The organism is Magnetofaba australis IT-1 (assembly GCF_002109495.1).
Taxonomy (GTDB): Bacteria; Pseudomonadota; Magnetococcia; order Magnetococcales; family Magnetococcaceae; genus Magnetofaba; species Magnetofaba australis.
Genome location: NZ_LVJN01000018.1, coordinates 412684 through 431522, shown reverse-complemented (window position 1 = coordinate 431522; position 18839 = coordinate 412684). Strand labels below are relative to the sequence as shown.

The window sequence follows — 18839 nt, the reverse complement described above, 5'->3', positions numbered from 1 at the left end:
GACCACAACAGATCTAACTGCAATGATTTCACATTAATATCAGTTGCTTAGGGGTCGCTGGCGATGCAGTAATCATTGCGCCCAGACTGTTTAACCGCATACATGGCGGTGTCTGCCGCGCTCATCAGGGACTCATAATTCTCTCCATGACGGGGGAAAAATGAGATGCCGATGCTGGCGCCCATCTTGGCCTGCGCCACCCCCAGATCCACTGGTTCGGCGAGGGACTGCAGAATCTTGCGCGCCACATGCTTGACTGATTCAGTGTCATGCAACTCCGGCAACAGGGCGACGAACTCATCGCCGCCAATACGCGCGGCGGTGTCACTGGCGCGCAGCAGACTGGTCAAGCGCTTGGAGACTGTGCGCAGAGCCATATCCCCCGCTTCGTGGCCATAGGTGTCGTTGACCGGCTTGAACTTATCCAGATCGATGTAGAGCAGCGCGATTTCGCTGCCATAACGCTGCGCCGATGCGATGGCTTGGTGCAAGCGGTCTTCAAACAGCAGTCGGTTTGGCAAGCCGGTGAGGGGATCGTGATGCGCCTGGTGCTTGAGGCGATCTTCGGCCATTTTGCGGGAGGTGATATCCGAGAACAGCCCCACATAATGGGTGATGCGACCCTGATTATCCGTCACTGTGGAGACAGAGAGCCACTCGGGGAACACCTCGCCACACTTTCGGCGATTCCAAATTTCCCCCTGCCAGCGCCCTTTGGAGAGGATCTCCTTCCAGAACTGGATATAGAATGCGCGGTTTTGCCGCCCGTGTTTCGGTTCAGTTGGAAAATGACAAACAAGCCGTTTATAATGTGTAGATAATAAGCGGAGGTTTGTATGGAACGGAAGAAGCGGAGATTTACGGCTGAGCAGAAGGTAGGCTATGTGCGCCGTCACCTGGTCGAGAAGGTGGTTCTCTCGGATCTGTGTGACGAGGCGGGCATTCAGCCCAGCCAGTACTATCGCTGGCAAAAGGCTTTGTTTGAGAACGGCGAAGCGGCCTTGTCTGACAAACGCGGCCAAAAGGCTTGTGACCGACAGATTGCCGAACTAGAAGCGAAGTTGGCAACCAAAAATGAAGTTATGTCCGAGCTTCTTGAGGCGCATGTTGCGCTAAAAAAAAGTCTTGGGGTGAGCTGAACGGCTGCTGGGTGGAGCCGGACATACGGGATTCGGTGGTGGATTTCGTGGCGTTTTGGTCAGACAAGAGCGAAATCGACACGAGCCGAATTATCAACTGGATAGGCGTGCAAAGGGGCAAGTTCTATTCATGGCGCAAGCGCTATGGAATGGTTAACGACCACAATGGCCGTATTCCCCGAGATTTTTGGCTGGACGATTGGGAAAGGGAAGCGATTGTCGCCTTTTTCCATGAACATCCGTCAGAGGGCTATCGGCGCCTGACCTACATGATGCTGGATGCAGGCGTGGTGGCGGTCAGCCCCTCTTCAGTGCTGCGTGTGCTCAGAACTGCCGGGCTGATGCGTCGTTGGAGCCCACCGCCCTCGCAGAAGGGCACAGGGTTCAAACAGCCTTCGGAGCCGCATAAACACTGGCATGTGGACATCTCCTATCTGAATATCCAGGGGACGTTCTACTATCTGTGCAGTGTCCTGGATGGATGTAGCAGGTTTATCCTCCACTGGGAGATTCGTGAGTCGATGAAGGAAGATGAGGTTGAAGTGGTCCTGCTCCGAGCTCAGGAGGCCTATCCGGAAGCTAAGCCGCGGCTGATCTCAGACAATGGGCCGCAGTTCGTTGCCAACGATTTTAAGGCGTTCATCCGGGAATCCGGCATGACGCATGTGAGGACTTCGCCTTACTATCCGCAGAGCAACGGAAAGCTGGAGCGTTTTCACGGTAGTTTGAAGCGTGAGTGCATTCGGCCTCAGACGCCATTATCGCTGGAAGATGCCCAGCGGGTTGTGGGAAAGTACGTCGAGCATTACAACACCCGGCGGCTCCATAGCGCCATCGACTACGTCACCCCACAGGATCGCCTGGAAGGGCGGCATGTGCAGATCCTGGCCGAACGAGATCAAAAGCTTGAGGCGGCCAGAGAACGGCGTCGGACGACGCACCAAAAGCAGTCTTTTCAGCCATCCCAAAAAATGGCTGAAAAGGCGAACAGCTAACTGATATTTTGGTTTAGACGGTTGTCATGTTTCCGCTGAACCAGCACACCCGGAGCTCAATATCTGCGGCGACTTGCCAATCACTTCGGCGCGGCTGTAACCCGTGATGTAGTTAAAAGCGGGGTTGACGTCGATGATCCGCAACTGCGGATCCACCACGATGACCCCCTCTTGGCTGTTTTCGATGATGTTGGCGGCCAGTCGCAAGCGCTCTTCACGATGGCGCTGCACAGTGATATCGCGAAAGCTCAACACCGCGCCGGTAAACTGTTCGCCTTCATAAATGGCGGCGGCTGAAAACGAGGCTGGGAATGGGGCCGACTGATAACGATTGAATTGCGATTCGCCGCGAGTTTTTCGGGATTTGCCCTGACACACCTCGACCATGCTCTGCATGGCGTTTGCTTCTTCCTTCTCCAAGCCGGACTCAGGACGCAGCAGGCGTTCGATGGGATAGCCGATGATTTGATCTTCGGAGAGATTGAGCAAACTGCTGGCTTGAGGATTGACGAAAACCACCGTCATCTGATCATTGACGCTCAGCAGCCCTTCCGCCATGGAGGCGGTCAAATCGCGCAGACGCTTTTCGCTCTGGCGCATTTGCCGATTGGCCTCTTCCAGGTCAATCAAGGCTTTCAATCGCGCCAACAGCTCAACCCGTTGGATGGGCTTGGTCACATAGTCGGTAGCCCCGGCGGAGAAGGCTTCCGCCAGATCCGAGGCGGCGCTGTTGCCGGTGACCATAATGACTGGCAAAAGAGCATAGCGAGGGTCGGCGCGCAGATGACGCAACGTCTCAAGCCCATCCATACCGGGCATCATGACGTCCATCAGGAGGATATCGACGCTCCACAACGGCGCGCGCGCTTCGTTGCCCTCCCAAGAGACGCCCAGTGCGTTGAGCGCCGCTTGGCCAGAATCGCCGGTGACAAGATCACGATATCCCGCCCGCTTCAAAATTGTCTGAAGCAGCAAGCGATCATCGGGAGAGTCATCGACCAGAAGTATCTTCACAAACTGAATCCAGCGTTTGGCTAAGACTTAAAGCCCTCTGTTTATTCGTAGGTGACTTCCACCCGTTGCAGATAGGACTCCAGGTCCGCCACGCCTTTTTTTACCCCATCGATATCGTTGGATTTGGCGCTGGTCTCGATATGGCGGCCAATTTCGGTAATCTCATCGAAGCCATAACCGGCGCCGGAACCTTTCATGCGATGCCCCAGCACGTTGGCGGTTTCGGTATCGCCCTCTTCCACCGCTTTGCGCAGCGCTTCAATGTCTTTGTGCCGGTTCTCAATATAGCCAGGCACGATGTCTTCCAGATCCCGGTCAATGACCACCACAATCTTATCGCCAGACATGCCATCTCCCTCCCATCACGAGACCACCGCACAGCGGGTTCAATGCGGTAAATGGTAACATACTCCACTCTATGTGTCAGGCAACTGCCGCACCATCGTCACATTATTCCCGCGCGGGCCACAGATCCTGCATAAGCATATAAGCATACTCGCACGCAGCGGACAAATAGTTCTCAATCACAAGCGTGATTCAGGTCGGTTTGCGGCCATCCTCTGAACCTTCAAGGCGTTGTTTAAGGAGAGCGTCCGCCTCTTGAATACGCCCCTCCAAATAGAGTTCGGGAATTTTATCCTGCTCAAACGCCTCACGCCAGAATCTCGCCCGCAGCGCAAACGTGCTGCGCTGTTTGGCCACCCGCGCGCGCCATGCGCTCAGCCACTGCGCCAGAGCGTCCACACCTTCCGGGATCGCCTGCTGCAGACGCCGTCGCAACCAGCTACTGAGCGCCGGGCTGGCGCCGCCGGTGGTCAGCGCAGCCACCACCGGGTGGCGATCCACCAGCGCAGGCCAGATCGCCGAACAGTGCGTTTTACGATCCACCACATTCAAAAAAATGCGCCGTTGCGCGCACACGCGGCTCAACCGCATGTGGAGTTCCGGGTTGTCATCAGCACACAACACGAACCACACATCGTCGAGCATCTCCGGCGTAAAGGGTTCACGACGCCAAGCCAATGCGCCCTCTTCAGCTAAAGCCAGCAACTCGCCCTCCAACTCCAGAGCCAGCAGCGTCACTTGCGCGCCGGCAGCGATCAACGCGCCGGTTTTCACCAACGCCTCCTCGTTGGCGCCGATGACCAGACAAGCACGCTGTCGCAGATCGAGGAATAGCGGCAGGTAGTGTGGCGACTCATCCATTACGCATGGTCCTGACTGCGCTCGAACACACCGGTCAAGTAGGTTGCAAGATCGATGCGGATGGGCATCAGATAGACGTGTCCGCCCGCCTGCTCCGCCAAATCCAGCGCTTGATGGGCAAAGTTGATGTTCCACTCCACAGTGGGAGTGAAATCACGCGGGAACACCACCTTGTTGACGCGCTCCCAGTAGGCTTGCGACTTCTCAGAGGTGACCGGCGAGACGCCCCAGAACACGGTCTGATCGTGCATCATTTCGGCAAACAGCGTCATCAGGCGCAGATCAAAGAAAGGCTGGGTGAAAAAGCCGTCGGCGCCGACGTCCACTTTGGCGGCGACATAATCCAACTCCTGGCGGAAGCCGGCGCGATAGGGATCCAATGCAGCGTAAATGCGCGCATTGGGCATCGCCTTTTTAAACGCGCTGATCGCCTGCAGCGCTGTGGATTGCGCGGCGGCGCCATCGGCGGCGGGGTCGCCGGTCACCACCAGCACCTCATCGATGCCGTGCGCCAGCAGCAGATCACACATGGGCGGCGCGACATCGGGGGCCAACTCCCAGGCGCGGATATGAGGAATGGCGTGGGCAAAGCGCTTTTTCGCCGCCACGCATCCACTCCAACTGCGCACTGCAAAACGCGCCAGATCGGGAATGTTAATGGCGCTGGCCTGGGGACATGTTTGCGCCACCAAAGCCAGATCCGCTTCCAAGCCTTCTGCCGTGCGCGGCGTCAACTCCACCGAAATCCGCATGCCCTCCTGGCCTCCCTCTCTCTTCCTAAATGTCTTATGCAAGCTCAACATGGCGACTGGCGCCGTCGCTTCAACTGCATTTCCCTGCTGTAGCACTCTGCGCATCTGGCGTGGAGTGTCGCCAAGAGTTCATGCAATCGCCCTGATCCCGTCTCGGCATACAGAGAAAATGTATGCCGAATTTTCCTGGGTGGATTGTGTATTATTGTCGCATCAAGATCGCCAATTCCCACCTCTACGTCAATGGAAACACAGTGTGAATTGACAGAAACTTGTCAAATTCATATCCTTATATCTGCTTATGCGAATATACGGAATTTCAGGAGTTCCCATGAAACAGGCGTCCCCCAGTCAAAGCCAGGAGGCGTGGCCAGCGCTCTTCAAGGCCCTGAGCGAGCCATTGCGACTGCGTTTATTGGCCCTTATCGCCAGTTGTGACGAGATCTGCGTGTGCGACCTCATCGCCGTCACCGGCGAGTCCCAGAGCGCCATTTCACGCCATTTGGCTTATTTAAAAAATAGCGGATGGGTGACTGCGCGGCGTGATGGGGTGTGGATGCGTTACCGCTTGTCAGCCTACATGCCGCAAATCGGGCGTGAAATCACGCCAATTTTACTGAAGCATGCGCCTGACGATGAGGTGATGGCGGATGACCTGCAACGGCTACGCGCAAGAGCATCGTATGCCGAACACTGCACCACCAACGCGCAATAACGCGCCCAGTTGACGCACTCAAAAAGGAACCTCAATGACCATTCGAATCGGCATCAATGGATTTGGACGCATGGGGCGTTTGGCGTTGCGCGCAGCCTGGGACTGGCCTGAGTTCTCCGTGACGCATATCAATGATCCGGGCGCCGATGCGGCTTGCTCGGCTCATCTGCTAGCGTTTGACTCGGTTCAAGGGCCGTGGCGGCGCGATGTGCGCAGCAACGATAGTGAGAGCTTTAGCATTGATGGCGCGCCCATCAGCTATAGCCAGAGCCGCAACCCCCACGCTGTGGACTGGGCGGGAAAAGGGGTCGATCTGGTGCTGGAGGCGTCGGGGAAATTCAAAACCCCGGAGACGCTCAATCCGTATTTGGATAATGGCGCGCGCAAAGTGCTGGTAGCCGCGCCGGTCAAGCAGGGCGCGCTCAATCTGGTCATGGGCATCAACCATACACTCTACAATCCCGCCGAACATCACATCGTCACCGCCGCATCCTGCACCACCAACTGTCTGGCCCCGGTGGTGAAGGTGATTCATGAAGGGTTGGGTATCCGTCACGGCGCCATCACCACCATTCACGACATCACCAACACGCAAACCATCGTCGACAAGGGGCATAAGGATCTGCGTCGCGCCCGCGCCTGCGGTCAATCTTTGATCCCCACCTCCACCGGCTCGGCTACCGCCATCACGCAGATTTTTCCAGAGCTGACTGGACGCTTGAACGGCTTGGCGGTGCGCGTGCCGCTGTTGAATGCGTCGCTGACGGATTGTGTGTTTGAAGTGGAGCGCCCCACCACCGTTGAGGAGGTTAATGGCCTGCTCAAACAGGCCGCCGAAGGTCCGCTGCGGGGAATTCTGGGGTATGAGACGCGCCCCCTGGTGTCGGTGGACTTCAAGGGCGATCCGCGTTCGTCGATTATTGACGCCCTCTCCACCCTGGTGATCAATGAGACCCAGGTGAAGATTCTGGCGTGGTATGACAATGAGTGGGGCTATGTGAACCGCATGATGGAGATCGCCCGCATGATCGCCCTGGGATTGGCGGAGTAAGCGCGGTGCTGGAACTGGCGCAGCGCGCCGCCCTGCGCGGCTACGCGGTGGTGACCGGCGCATATTGGGCGTTTACCCTCACAGATGGCGCCATCCGCATGCTGGTGGTGCTCTATTTCCACAATCTGGGCTACGCGCCGTTTGATGTGGCGATGCTGTTCCTCTTCTATGAGGTGTTTGGCATCATCACCAACGGCGCAGGCGGCTATTTGGCCGCACGCATGGGACTCAACGCCACGCTGCTGATCGGCATGGCGCTGCAGATTGTCGCTTTGGGGCTGTTGGGGGGGCCGGACGCGTGGCTCTCGGTTCCGTTTGTGATGGCGTGTATGGCACTTTCTGGGATCGCCAAGGATCTCAATAAGATGAGCGCCAAAACCTCGGTCAAGCTGCTGGTGACCGAGGCCGACGAAGGCGCCAAACTGTTCCGTTGGGTGGCGGCGCTGACGGGGAGCAAAAACGCCCTCAAAGGCGCGGGGTTCTTCCTCGGCGCGGCGCTATTGGAGTGGCTGGGCTATCGCGCGGCGCTGTGGAGTCTGGCCGGGTTGCTGGCCGTTGCCTTGACCGCAGCCGGGTTGCTGCTGCCGCGACTGGCGGCCAAGCAGAAAAAGCGCGCGCCCCACTGGCGCGAGCTGTTCTCCCACCAGCGGGAGATCAATGTGTTGGCGGCGGCGCGGCTGTTTCTGTTCGGCGCCCGCGATGTCTGGTTTGTAGTCGCGTTGCCGCTGTTTCTCGATAGCGTGCTGAGCTGGGACTTCTGGCGCATTGGCGGCTTCATGGCGCTGTGGGTGATCGGTTACGGCGTGGTGCAAGCCTCTGCGCCGATGTTATGGCGGCGGCGCGGCGCCGGGCATGAACCCAATGGCAACGCTGCGCGGCTGCTGGCGTTGGCCCTGACCGGCGTGCCGGTTCTCATCGCCATGACGCTCAATATGGGTTGGTCGCCCGGATGGGTGATCGTTTGCGGCCTGATGCTGTTCGGCGTCATCTTCGCCCTCAATAGCGCCGTGCACTCCTACCTGATTCTGCGCTATGCCGATCGCGACGCGGCGGCCATGAAGGTGGGATTCTACTACATGGCCAACGCCGCTGGGCGTCTGACCGGAACGGTGCTCTCCGGCTGGCTCTATCAAGGGTTTGGATTGATCGGCTGTCTGTGGGCCTCGGCCCTCATGTTGGCGGCGGCGTGGCTGCTCTCCCATGGATTGCCGACGCAATATATTGATCCGTCGAGCAACCATTGAAGGCTTTAAGAGGTTGGGCCTCCGGCCCAGACCCGGCCAGGACTTTGCCCTGGACCTACGAGGGCGCTGCCCTCGACCCGCCAGGGAAATGATTTCCCTGGACCCTCGTGAGTTGGCTCCGTACGCGCATTGAGAATTGTGCTTATCAATAACCTGATTTGCCGCTATGCAGTCATTTATTAAACTGCATAGTTAAGCGGCTTCGGCTCTTCCCCCTCCATCTGGTAGAGGTAGATTTTGGTCTGCATCCAATCATCCAGATGGCGCACCGCCATGGGCGGAATCTCCGGCAGCGCAAAGCCGATACACGCCACATAGGCGCCGGGCCGCAACTCCGCCATGAGTTTGGGACGCAATCGGCTCATGGTCTCAGGGTTGAGATAGCACACCACCAATTGGGCGTCCGTGAGATCCTGCGCAAAGAAGTCGCCATAAAGAAATTGCAGATGCTTGGGGCGCCGCCAAGTGAGCTTCAAGCGCAGCCAGGAGACCAGCCACGGGAGTTCGGAGCACTCCACCCCCACCACTGCAACCGCTGGATAGAGCCGCGCCAGCCGCCACGCCAAACCGCCCCAGCCGCTGCCCAGCTCCACCACCCGCCCGCTCATGGCGCGGGGCAGAACCTCCAACAATGCGCGGCGCATACGCCCATTAGAGGGCATGGGCGGCGCGCCGGTGCGCCACGTGCGCCAGGCGATCCACCCGGCGATGAGCAGCATCGCCACCAGCACGCCAAAAGCGATCAAAATATCGCGTTCATCCACGCCTGCTGCACTCTGCGGCTGCATCAGAAACCGAGAATCTTTTTGCGTTTTTCGTTCTTGGTCTTGAACAGTTCATCCATGGCCGAAGACTTCTTCTCTTTGGGCTCACGGGGCAGTTCAATCTCATTCTTGCGCCGCTGCGCCAGCCAGATCTGTTGAATTCTGCCCATATAGGCGTTGATGCTGCGCTCCAGGGCGGCGTCCTCGACGTCGAACTGCACCGCAGTAATGGCGTGAATGGGGCGGCAGAGTTTGGCCTTGACCATACGCCGCAACACCGGACGGTTGGCGCGCACAAAGGCGGAGAGCTCCAGCGTCTCCTCGCCTTCCATATTCAGGCGCAGGCGCAACGGCTTCTCCGGCGGCAAGCTGTCAGTAAGATCGCGATGGTGGAAGAACGCCATACCACCGACGCTGATATCCAGCCCATCGGCCTCGAAGGGCTCCACATCCTTGCCGGAGACCGCCAGATGCAGACGCGCCTCACGCGGCACATGGGAGCGGAAGTGACGGCGTTGGCGAAACACGCCAAGAGACTCAGGAAAGGTGACTTTGAGCGCCGGTTCGCCAAAGACTTTCACCAGACCCTTTAGAAACACCTCGGTCTGCATGGTCTGCATACCGTCGAACAGACGCAGGGTGAGCGGCGCTTCCGGGTGCTTTTTGACCAGGGCGTTGGCGGCCACCGGCTCCAAGGGTTCGAGTAGGAGATACTTGCCCTCGTCCAGATAGCTCACGCTCTGCGCCAGAAACAGCGGCTCCTGGGTGGCCTCCGCCTCCATCTCGCGCGGGTCGACAGGGGGGCGATCGGCCACGCCGGAGAAGTAGTGACGCGACAGCTTGCCGATTTTGACCTCCAGACGCTCCTCTTCGAGAAAACAGCGCTTCAGATGCTCGGTGATCTGCGCCGGGACTTCGATGAGCGAATCGAACTCCGGTTGCGGCTCGGGCGCCGCCTCTTCCAGGGCGTTGCTGTCGGGGGTCTGATCGGTGGCGTCATCCGTCATGGGATCACAACGCTCCTGTCCGGTTGGGGCGATAGGCGGGTTCTGAGGACAGGTTACTGCAAAAATAACGAAATTTCACGATGGAACGTGGCGTTTACGCATCCAGTCAAGTAGACGCCAACCCAACAGAAAGGCGAGAATCGCCGCCATCTTTTGTGGTTCGCGAAAATCGGCGCGGGTCAGCCAGAAGAAGTGCGCCACCCCCAGGATGGCGATGGCATAGACCAGACGATGCAGACGCCGCCACCGCGCGCCGCCCAATTGGTGGATCATGGCGGCATTGGAGGTGGCCGCCAGAGGGATCAGCAGGAGAAACGCCGCCATGCCAGCGGTCATGAATTTGCGGTCCACCACATCCAGCCACAGCAGCTCCCAGTCGAAGAAGCGGTCAAGGCCGATGTAGCTTAAACCATGCAGGAGAGCATAGAAGAACGTATACAACCCCAGCATGCGTCGATATCGCCGCAGGAACGCCAACGGCGCCCACGCCGAAAGCGGAGTCACCGCCAGCGTCATGAGTAGGAGATAGAGCGTCCAATCGCCCAGATTGCGCAGAATGAACTCAATGGGATTGGCGCCCAGGGTCCCCTGCCACATGCCCCAGCCCAGACGCGCAACGGGGATCAGGCAGATAACGAACAGCAGGCGGCCCGGCCAGGGCGAACGACTCAGAAAGCGCGACACACTCATCAGAAGTTGGCGCTCAGATCCATATCTGTATACAGATGCGCTACCTGTTCGCCGTAGCCGTTGAACACCAGCGTTTTACGGCGACGGAATTCGCCGATGCGCCGTTCAGTGGCCTGGCTCCAGCGCGGATGGCGCACCTGCGGGTTGACGTTGGCGTAGAAGCCATACTCTTCGGGGGCGTGAAAGTTCCAAGAGGTGCGCGGCTGCGACTCCTGAAAATGGATGCGCACAATGGATTTGATGCTCTTGAAGCCGTATTTCCACGGAACCACCAGACGCAGCGGCGCGCCGTTCTGGTTGGGCAGAACCTCGCCATACAGGCCGACGGCGATGAGGGTAAGCGGATTCATCGCCTCATCCATGCGCAAACCCTCCTGATAGGGCCAATCCAGGATGGGACGTTGCTGTCCTTTGAGATTGATCGGATCCATCAGGGTTTCGAACGCCACAAATTTGGCTTTGCTCGAGGGCTCCACCCGCTTGATCAGCTCCGCCAAGGGAAAGCCGATCCAGGGGATCACCATGGACCACCCCTCCACACAGCGCAAACGGTAGACCCGCTCCTGCAGGTCGTGGGGCTTGAGCAGCTGATCCAGATCCAACTTGCCGGGCTGTTTGACCTCGCCAGCGATCTCCACGCTCCAGGGCTCGGTTTTGAGCCAATGGGCGTTGGCGGTGGGGTGTCGCTTGCCGCTGCCCAACTCATAGAAGTTACAGTAGCCGGTGACGTCATCGTATTTGGTCAACTCTTCGCTGGTGGAGAAGTCGGCGTTGCGCGGCGCCTTGAGCGGTTTGCCCGCCGCATCAACCGAGGCCAGCGGCAACGTCATGGCCGCAGCGCCCACCGCGCCCGCCTGCATAATTTGTCGGCGGCTGAGGTAGACCTCATGGGGGGTGATTTCGGACGCGGGCGGGATCTCCCACTGGGGCTTGCTGCTCATGGCGTGCGCTCCTTGAAAAGCGGGTTTCAGGCCTTATGTCATGGGAGTGGACCGAATGGGATTCAGTTCCTTGTACGCGCATGCAGTCAGTTTCCGTCGATTAATCCCTTGAGCTTGGCGAAGGGGTTATCACTGGCTTCCTGAGCGCCGCTCTGATCCTGGTAGGCCACCAGTTGGTCCTGGTCATCGCGCACTGAACCGCCCGCCGAGCGCTGCGCATGGTCATGCATCTTCTCATGTTCCCGGTCGTGGCAGTAGACGCACAGATTCTCCCAGTTGCTGCCATCGGTGGGGTTGTTGTCATGATTGTGGTCGACGTGGTGCACGGTCAATTCAGAGAGGGTCTCGCGGGTGAACACACGACCGCAGCGCCCACACACCCACGGGTGGATCTTCAATGACTGTTCGCGATAACCGGCGTTGCGTTTGGACTGCGCATCCAACGCCTGATTCACCACCTGATCGATACGCGCGCTGCTCTCAGCCTGCGGTTTGGCGGGTTGTTTGCGTTTAACTTGGCGCGAACGCAGGGCCATGATCTTCTCCGAATCGTTGTGTTCTGAACGCGGGATTAATGCGGGCGCAATCCATAGCGGGCGATGAGCATATCCAGAATGGGCTGATAGGCTTTTTGCAAACGCGCCAGCCCCGCCAGAGACTGTTTGGCGTCTTTGGCGCGAATGTGTAGGTGCATGGACTCTGCTGGCTCGCGCAATTGGGGGAAGATCGCGTTGGCCATACTGCCTTTGAGAATATGGCTCTGTTCCCGCGCCTCCTGCATGCGGCCATGATCGAGCAACGTGTGCAGGGTCATCAGCATGGTGGGAATCTCCTCCACAATCACCTCAGCCACCTCTTGATGGGTCTCTTCGGGCAGCCCCAGGGCGTTCATCGCTTTGGTGACGTCATAAGCGTCGGCGTCTTCTGGAGCGCTCACAGGCGCTTCCTCCGGCGCGGCGCTCTGCGCAGGCAACCAGCGCTCCAGTAAAATCCGCAGGGTCTCCATGTCGATGGGCTTGGTGAGAAAACCATCCATGCCGGCGGCGGCGGCGGCGGCCTCGCCCTCGTCAGGCGCATGGGCGGTCAAAGCGATGATCGGCGTGTGGGCAAACAGCAACTGCTGCTCTTGTGCGCGGATCAACTCGGCGGTCTGCGATCCGCTCAATCCCGGCATGTGACAATCCATGAACACCAGCGCATAGCGATGGCCTGAGATCAGGTTCAGCGCATCATCGCCTGTGGCGGCGGCGTCCACCTCCAGATTGGAGGCGCGCAAGGCGCCCAGCATGCTGCGCAAGACCTTCAGGTTGGTTGGATTATCATCAACGATCAATATGCGTGACGGTTTATCCACTCGGTTCTCGATTATGCCCGCGCTCAGGCGGTAAAATTGCCATCCCCACCTATAACATAATCTCTCAGCCCCACTCAGAAACAGACGGAAAATTCTGTTACGCACAGATTTTTCAGTCTCCAATGTAAAGCGGAGCAATCCAAAACGGCGGATTTGTCAGATAGCTGACGGAACAAGTATCTTGATCAGACGATTCAGTTCGGATTCCGTCAAAATTGTGTCCATATTAAGACGGCGACCGGAATCGGAGTGCAGCCCCGCGGCGGCGGGAGCCTCGGCTGTGGCTGGCGCGGAGATTTGTCGTGTGGACTGCTCAGAACCTTGCAACATCTCGTTTTTTGCATTAACACCCATGGAAGGCCTCCGTTGCGCGCTTGCGCTCCACATCAAGACGCGCGGCATCAAAATGAACCGTCATTTGTCATGCTTCGACAAAGCGGCGCATCCTGCGCACGGACGGATCGGAATCAAGAGCTTATGTCACTGTTCGGCATTCATTCCTACGTACGCTCAATTGTGCAAACCCCAGGCCAACGCGCAGCCAGCGATGGGACTTCCGCCGCCATTGCGCCACACCGCCCATGAGAACACGCCTGCCCACACTCTCGCCACTGAGCCAACAACGCTGGCGTCGGTTTAAAAATCACCGCCGCGGCTATGCGTCGTTGTGGATCTTTCTCCTCCTGTTCGGCGTGTCGCTGTTCGCCGAAGCGCTCTCCAATGACAAACCCATCGTGGTGAGTTTCGAAGGTCAGCTCTACTACCCGATTTTCATCACCTATCCCGAAACCGCGTTTGGCGGCGACTTCGAGACCGAAGCGGACTATAAAGACCCGTTTGTGCTGGAGAAGATTACCGGCAATGGCAACTGGGCGCTGTTTCCCCTCAACCCGCATAGCTACAACTCCATCAATCTGGAGTTGACGCAGCCGGCCCCCTCGCCGCCCTCGCCACAGAATCTGCTGGGCACCGATGATCGCGCCCGCGACGTCCTGGCGCGCTTGATCTACGGCTTTCGCGTGTCGGTGCTGTTCGCCCTGGCCCTCACCGCCATCGGCGTCTTTCTTGGGATCATGGCTGGCGCGCTGCAAGGCTATTTCGGCGGTCGCACTGACCTGCTGGGACAGCGCTTTATCGAGATCTGGAGCAGCATGCCGGAGCTCTATCTGCTGATCATCTTCGCCAGCCTGTTCAACCCCAGTCTGCTGCTGCTGTTGGGCCTGCTGTCGCTATTCGGCTGGATGGGACTCTCCGACTACGTGCGCGCCGAATTTCTGCGCTCGCGCAACCTCACCTATGTGAAGGCCGCACTGGCCCTGGGCGCATCGGACCGTCGCATCATGTGGCGCCATCTGATGCCCAACGCCATGACGCCGGTGATCACGTTTTTGCCATTTCGCATCTCCGGGGCGATTCTGGCGCTGACCAGCCTCGACTTCCTCGGTCTGGGCGTGCCCCCCTCCACCCCCAGCCTGGGCGAGCTGCTGCGCCAGGGCAAAGGCAACATTGAGGCGTGGTGGCTATCGCTCTCCACTTTCGTGGTGCTGGCGGTGATGCTGCTGCTGCTCAATTTCATCGGCGAAGCGTTGCGCGACGCCATGGACCCCCGCAAGGAGTGAGCCCATGGCGGAGCCGACGCAATCCCCTTTGATCGAAATTGAAGATCTCAACATCGCCTTTGAGACACCTGAGCGGCGTGTGGAGGCGGTGCGCGGCGCCAGCCTCGCCATGGCCCCGGGCGAGATTCTGGCGCTGGTGGGCGAGTCGGGCAGCGGCAAGAGCGTCACCGCGCTTTCACTGCTCAATCTGCTGCCTGGCTCGGCGCGCATCCACGCCAGGCGCAGGCAGTTTGCCGGTCGCGATCTCACCGGCCTGGATGAGCATGGATTCCAGCAACTGCGCGGGCGCGATATCGCGGTGGTGTTCCAAGAGCCCATGACGGCGCTCAACCCGGTGCAGCGCATCGGCGCCCAGGTGATGGAGCCGCTGCGCATCCATCATAAATCGACGCATGAGGCGATGCGTGAGCGCGCCCTGGCGCTGCTGGCGCAGACCGGACTGCCCGATCCGCAGCGGGCGTTTAACAGCTATCCGCATCAGCTCTCCGGCGGCCAGCGCCAACGGGTGATGATCGCCGCCGCGCTGGCGTGTGGGCCGCAGCTGCTCATCGCCGACGAACCCACCACCGCGCTGGACGTCACTATCCAGGCGCAGATTCTCACCCTGCTCAAACAGCTGCGCAGCGAACTGGGCATGGGCATGCTGCTGATCACACACGACCTGCCTATGGTGCGCCACACCGCCGACCGCGTCTGCGTCATGCGCCATGGTCAGATCGTCGAGACTGGCAGCGTTGTGGAGATCTTTGAAAACCCACAGCACCCCTACACGCAACAGCTACTGGCCAGTCTGCCGTCGGACCGCGCGCCGCAGAGCGCCCAGCCGCGTCCTGAGGCGCTCTATGAAGCGCAGGCGCTCAAGTGCTACTTCCCCATTAAGCGCGGCCTATTCAAACGCACGGTGGACCATGTGCGCGCGGTGGATGATGTGAGCATCACCTTGCGGCGCGGCGAGACCGTGGGCGTGGTGGGCGAGTCGGGCAGCGGCAAAAGCACCCTGGGCGAGACCCTGCTGCGGCTCAATGCCGGACACGGAAGTCTGTTGAAATTCGATGGCACGGAGTTGGGCGGCGCGTCCCGCAAGACGCTGCGCAGTTGGCGTCGCCACGCCCAGGTGGTGTTCCAGGACCCCTTCTCGTCGCTGTCGCCGCGCATGACCATCGAGCAGATTATGAGCGAAGGGTTGGAGATCCACGCGCCGGACCTCACTCCGGCGCAACGCCGCGCGCGCAGCGTGGAAAGCCTGGTGGAGGCCGGACTGGACGAGAGCGCTCTGGAGCGCTATCCGCATCAATTCTCCGGCGGCCAGCGCCAACGCATCGCCATCGCCCGCGCCATGGCGCTGCGGCCACAGTTTCTGATTCTGGATGAGCCCACCAGCGCGCTGGATCTCTCCGTGCAGGCGCAGATTCTGGATCTACTGCGCAAACTCCAGCGTGAACACGGACTCACCTATCTGTTCATCTCCCACGACCTGCGGGTGGTGCGCGCCCTCTCCCACGAGGTGCTGGTGATGCAGAATGGTCGCGTGGTGGAGCAGGGCCCCACTGAGACGCTGTTCAACAATCCGCAACACCCCTACACCCGGCAACTGCTGGCCGCCGCGCTGAAGATGAGCGCCAGCGAACAGAGCCCCTCTGCCGACGCTTAAAGCAGAACCACCGTCGCCAAGCCGAGGAAGGCGAAGAAGCCCACCACATCAGTCACCGTGGTCAGTAGTACCGACCCAGCGATGGCGGGATCCTGCCCCAGTTTGGTCAGCAACAGCGGCAAGCCCCATCCCGCCAGCGCCGCCACCGTCATGTTCAGCACCAGCGCGGCGGCGATAATCAGTCCCAAGCGGAAATCGCCAAACCACAGCATGGTCACCAGCGCCACCATTAGCGCCCACAGCACCCCGTTCAATCCGCCCACCGCCAACTCTTTTCGCGCCAAGCGCCGGGCGTTGAGGCTGGTGATGGAGCCGATGGAGAGTCCACGAATCACCAGCGCCAAGGTCTGCGAACCGGTGATGCCGCCCATGCTGGAGACGATGGGCATCAGCACCGCCAAGGCGACGATCTTATCCAATGTGTGTTCGAACAGTCCGATCACCGACGAGGCCAGAAACGCCGTCATCAGGTTGATGCCCAGCCAGATGGCGCGTTTGCGCGCCGAGGGCAGCACCGGGCCAAAGGTGTCATCTTCGCGGGTCATGCCCGAGAGGTTCAGCATGCGCTGATCGGCCAGGCGACGAATGACGTCCACCACGTCATCCACGGCGATGCGGCCAATGAGCGCGCCATCGGCATTCACCACCGCCACCGAGAACAGGTCGCGCTGTTCGAACAGTCGCGCCGTCTCCTCTTCGGAGAGGCTCGCCTGCACCGCCACCGCGCGCGGATCGAGGATTGACTCGATGGTCGCTTCCGGCGGATTGGTCAACAACGCCGCATAGGTCACCTTGCCCAGATAACGATTGGCGCGATCCACCACCATCAGACCGTCACTGTTGTGCGGCGCCGTCTTGCGAAAACGCAGGTAACGCTGTGCGGCGGCGATGGTGACATGGGCGCGCACCGACACCGCATCCACATGCATCAGTCGCCCGGCTGTGCCCTTGGGCCACTCCAAGGTGGCGTCAATGCGCTCACGCGCTTTGGGGTCCAGCGTTTCACGGATCTCATCGGCGACGTTGTTGGGGAGGCTCTCCAGCAGTTTGGCGGCGTAGGGTTCCGGCAGCACGCACACCGTCTCGGTCAACACCCCCACATCCAGATTGGCGAGCAGACTGTTGCGCACCGCCGTCTGCATCTCCGCCAGTACGCTGGGGATCGCCTCGGAGGGCAGCGCCTCCACCACTTTTTGGCGATCTTCACTGGGCAGGCCCGTCAACATCTCCGCTATTTGCGCCGGATGGCTCTGTTGCAGCTGACCTTGCAGGGCCTCGGATGCGGGATTGGCCAGATGCTCCTTGGCCTGCTCCATCAGTTGCGTCGCGGCGGCCTGTTCCGCTTGTGGCGTGACCACAGCCGCCTGAGTCGCATCGGCAGTCGCGATGACAGGGGAGGTAAGCGGAGGATTCGTCGCCCCTTGAGATAACTCATCGCGGTTTTCTGAAGTTGGCTCACTCACGCGCTGTCCTCCCTGCCGGGATGTGCGGTCCTGTGCATCGCCACCATGACGAAACGCCCCAGAGAGTAAGCCTGCGCAACGCCGCCAGCAAGCGGATTTTGTTGAGAACAAACAGATTGCCATCAATTGAGTTCATGGCAAAAAGCTGCAACCATAGAGGCCATTATGAATGACGTGCCCAACGCACGCCAAACCGAGGCTGTTACTGATGAAGAGAACCGTCAGCGTGGTGGTGGCTTGTTATAACGAAGTCATGAATGCGCGCATGATCTACACCGCCATCAAGGATGTGTGGGAGTGCATGCCCAACCACAATCTGGAGATCCTTTTCATCGATAACGGCTCCACCGACGGCACCCGGGACATTCTGCGCGAACTGGCGCAGGAGGATCCCGAAACCGTGAAAGTGATCCTCAATGCGCGCAACTACGGCACCGTGCGCTCTCACCCCTATGGCTATCTGCAAGCCACCGGCGATTGCGTGGTCTCTCTTGCCGCGGACTTCCAGGACCCGCCGGAACTGATCCCCGATTTTGTCGAACTGTGGGATCAAGGCAATGAGGTTGTCTACGCCGACCGCCTGGCCAGTTTTGAATCCCCTGTGATGGCCTCGGTGCGCAACATCTTCTACAAACTGGCCAGGCGCATCTCCGATGTGGATCTGATTGAAAACTTCAATGGCCTGGGGCTGTATGATCGCCGCGTCATCGAACTGTTTCGGCAGATGGACGACCCCTATCCCTACTTCCGCGGCATCATCGCGGAGATCGGGCTCAATCGCGCATCCGTGCCCTATAACCAGCCGACCCGTCGCGCTGGGGTGACCAAGAACAACTTCTTCACCCTCTACGACATCGCCATGAACGGCATCACCAGCCACTCGAAAATGCCATTGCGGCTGGTGACCCTGAGCGGCTTTCTGCTCGGCGCCATAAGCTTGATGGCGGCGGTCATCTACCTCATCTATAAAATTCTGTTCTGGGATAGCTTCCAGTTGGGCATGGCGCCGCTGGTGATTGGTCAATTCCTATTCAACAGCATCATCATTTTCATTCTGGGGCTGATCGGCGAATATATCGGCTTCATCAACACCCGCATTCTCAAACGCCCCATGGTGGTGGAGAGCGAACGTCTCAACTTCGCCTCCGTTCCGCCTGATCAGCGGATCCCTTCGCCAGTGACGCCGGATCGCAAGACATAAAAAAACGGCCTGGGGTTTCCCCAGGCCGTTTTC

Annotated in this window: 21 protein-coding genes; 8 read left to right on the top strand and 13 right to left on the bottom strand. The window is 59.4% G+C overall.

Annotated elements, in window-relative coordinates; translation table 11 throughout:
- Window positions 1-47 precede the first annotated feature (47 nt).
- Entirely contained in the window at window positions 48-896 is an 849-nt protein-coding gene (locus MAIT1_RS08060) for a diguanylate cyclase domain-containing protein (RefSeq protein WP_275531626.1), read from the bottom strand.
- On the opposite strand from MAIT1_RS08060, the gene MAIT1_RS08055 reads away from it, so the two are divergent.
- Together MAIT1_RS08055 and MAIT1_RS08050 are read left to right on the top strand one after the other, a co-directional pair.
- Complete coding sequence (locus MAIT1_RS08055; RefSeq protein ID WP_085440078.1) at window positions 837-1139, top strand: transposase; 303 nt, start codon at window positions 837-839, stop codon at window positions 1137-1139. The two genes, MAIT1_RS08060 and MAIT1_RS08055, sit on opposite strands and share 60 nt — an antisense overlap.
- Window positions 1140-1150: 11 nt before the next feature.
- Window positions 1151-2134 (top strand): IS3 family transposase, encoded by a 984-nt coding sequence (locus MAIT1_RS08050; RefSeq protein ID WP_085441294.1) that lies wholly within the window; start codon window positions 1151-1153, stop codon window positions 2132-2134.
- Between the two features lie 24 nt (window positions 2135-2158).
- Here MAIT1_RS08050 and MAIT1_RS08045 read toward each other — a convergent pair whose 3' ends face one another.
- The 4 genes from MAIT1_RS08045 to MAIT1_RS08030 all read right to left on the bottom strand — a co-directional run bounded on the left by MAIT1_RS08045 (window position 2159) and on the right by MAIT1_RS08030 (window position 5106).
- On the bottom strand, window positions 2159-3148 hold the full coding sequence (locus tag MAIT1_RS08045; protein WP_085441767.1) for a response regulator: 990 nt from the start codon (window positions 3146-3148) through the stop codon (window positions 2159-2161).
- 41 nt (window positions 3149-3189) lie between these two features.
- Window positions 3190-3495 (bottom strand): Hpt domain-containing protein, encoded by a 306-nt coding sequence (locus MAIT1_RS08040; protein WP_085441766.1) that lies wholly within the window; start codon window positions 3493-3495, stop codon window positions 3190-3192.
- A 190-nt stretch (window positions 3496-3685) separates the two neighbouring features.
- A complete protein-coding gene (locus MAIT1_RS08035; protein WP_085441765.1) occupies window positions 3686-4354 on the bottom strand; it encodes a precorrin-2 dehydrogenase/sirohydrochlorin ferrochelatase family protein in 669 nt (222 codons plus the stop codon).
- On the bottom strand, window positions 4354-5106 hold the full coding sequence (locus MAIT1_RS08030; RefSeq protein WP_085441764.1) for a methylenetetrahydrofolate reductase: 753 nt from the start codon (window positions 5104-5106) through the stop codon (window positions 4354-4356). The genes MAIT1_RS08035 and MAIT1_RS08030 overlap by 1 nt, the downstream gene beginning before the upstream one ends.
- Before the next feature lie 331 nt (window positions 5107-5437).
- Here MAIT1_RS08030 and MAIT1_RS08025 point away from each other — a divergent pair, with 331 nt between their 5' ends.
- From MAIT1_RS08025 to arsJ, 3 genes are read left to right on the top strand one after another with little or no spacing between them, the layout of a single operon-like run.
- Window positions 5438-5821, top strand: coding sequence for an ArsR/SmtB family transcription factor (locus MAIT1_RS08025; protein ID WP_085441763.1), 384 nt, complete (start codon window positions 5438-5440; stop codon window positions 5819-5821).
- A gap of 34 nt (window positions 5822-5855) precedes the next feature.
- Entirely contained in the window at window positions 5856-6872 is a 1017-nt protein-coding gene (locus tag MAIT1_RS08020) for an ArsJ-associated glyceraldehyde-3-phosphate dehydrogenase (protein WP_085441762.1), read from the top strand.
- Between the two features lie 5 nt (window positions 6873-6877).
- The gene (gene arsJ / locus MAIT1_RS08015) at window positions 6878-8116 is read left to right on the top strand and encodes an organoarsenical effux MFS transporter ArsJ (protein WP_143814724.1); all 1239 of its coding nucleotides are present in this window, start codon (window positions 6878-6880) and stop codon (window positions 8114-8116) included.
- 179 nt (window positions 8117-8295) lie between these two features.
- On the opposite strand, the gene MAIT1_RS08010 is transcribed toward arsJ, so the two are convergent.
- The 7 genes from MAIT1_RS08010 to MAIT1_RS21490 form a co-directional block, all read right to left on the bottom strand.
- On the bottom strand, window positions 8296-8904 hold the full coding sequence (locus tag MAIT1_RS08010; protein WP_085441761.1) for a class I SAM-dependent methyltransferase: 609 nt from the start codon (window positions 8902-8904) through the stop codon (window positions 8296-8298).
- The gene (locus MAIT1_RS08005; RefSeq protein ID WP_085441760.1) at window positions 8904-9887 is read right to left on the bottom strand and encodes a PilZ domain-containing protein; all 984 of its coding nucleotides are present in this window, start codon (window positions 9885-9887) and stop codon (window positions 8904-8906) included. Before MAIT1_RS08005 ends, MAIT1_RS08010 begins: the two co-directional genes overlap by 1 nt.
- 75 nt (window positions 9888-9962) lie before the next feature.
- On the bottom strand, window positions 9963-10577 hold the full coding sequence (locus MAIT1_RS08000) for a protein-methionine-sulfoxide reductase heme-binding subunit MsrQ (RefSeq protein ID WP_085441759.1): 615 nt from the start codon (window positions 10575-10577) through the stop codon (window positions 9963-9965).
- Window positions 10577-11518, bottom strand: coding sequence for a protein-methionine-sulfoxide reductase catalytic subunit MsrP (gene msrP, locus MAIT1_RS07995; RefSeq protein ID WP_085441758.1), 942 nt, complete (start codon window positions 11516-11518; stop codon window positions 10577-10579). The genes MAIT1_RS08000 and msrP overlap by 1 nt, the downstream gene beginning before the upstream one ends.
- Before the next feature lie 86 nt (window positions 11519-11604).
- A complete protein-coding gene (locus tag MAIT1_RS07990) occupies window positions 11605-12054 on the bottom strand; it encodes a YajD family HNH nuclease (protein WP_085441757.1) in 450 nt (149 codons plus the stop codon).
- Between the two features lie 35 nt (window positions 12055-12089).
- Window positions 12090-12872: a response regulator gene (locus MAIT1_RS07985; protein WP_143814723.1), complete on the bottom strand. Its 783-nt coding sequence runs from the start codon at window positions 12870-12872 to the stop codon at window positions 12090-12092.
- Window positions 12873-13028: 156 nt separating this feature from the next.
- Window positions 13029-13226, bottom strand: a complete 198-nt coding sequence (locus tag MAIT1_RS21490; RefSeq protein ID WP_143814722.1) for a hypothetical protein — start codon at window positions 13224-13226, stop codon at window positions 13029-13031.
- A gap of 227 nt (window positions 13227-13453) precedes the next feature.
- Here MAIT1_RS21490 and MAIT1_RS07980 point away from each other — a divergent pair, with 227 nt between their 5' ends.
- A complete protein-coding gene (locus MAIT1_RS07980; protein WP_085441755.1) occupies window positions 13454-14491 on the top strand; it encodes an ABC transporter permease in 1038 nt (345 codons plus the stop codon).
- Window positions 14492-14495: 4 nt separating this feature from the next.
- Window positions 14496-16142 carry an ABC transporter ATP-binding protein gene (locus MAIT1_RS07975; protein ID WP_085441754.1) on the top strand — a complete coding sequence of 549 codons (1647 nt, stop codon included), beginning with the start codon at window positions 14496-14498 and terminating at the stop codon, window positions 16140-16142.
- Here the strand turns inward: MAIT1_RS07975 and mgtE are convergent.
- A complete protein-coding gene (gene mgtE, locus MAIT1_RS07970) occupies window positions 16139-17605 on the bottom strand; it encodes a magnesium transporter (RefSeq protein ID WP_241893432.1) in 1467 nt (488 codons plus the stop codon). The two genes, MAIT1_RS07975 and mgtE, sit on opposite strands and share 4 nt — an antisense overlap.
- Before the next feature lie 208 nt (window positions 17606-17813).
- Here mgtE and MAIT1_RS07965 point away from each other — a divergent pair, with 208 nt between their 5' ends.
- Window positions 17814-18806, top strand: coding sequence for a glycosyltransferase family 2 protein (locus tag MAIT1_RS07965; RefSeq protein ID WP_085441753.1), 993 nt, complete (start codon window positions 17814-17816; stop codon window positions 18804-18806).
- Window positions 18807-18839: the final 33 nt, after the last annotated feature.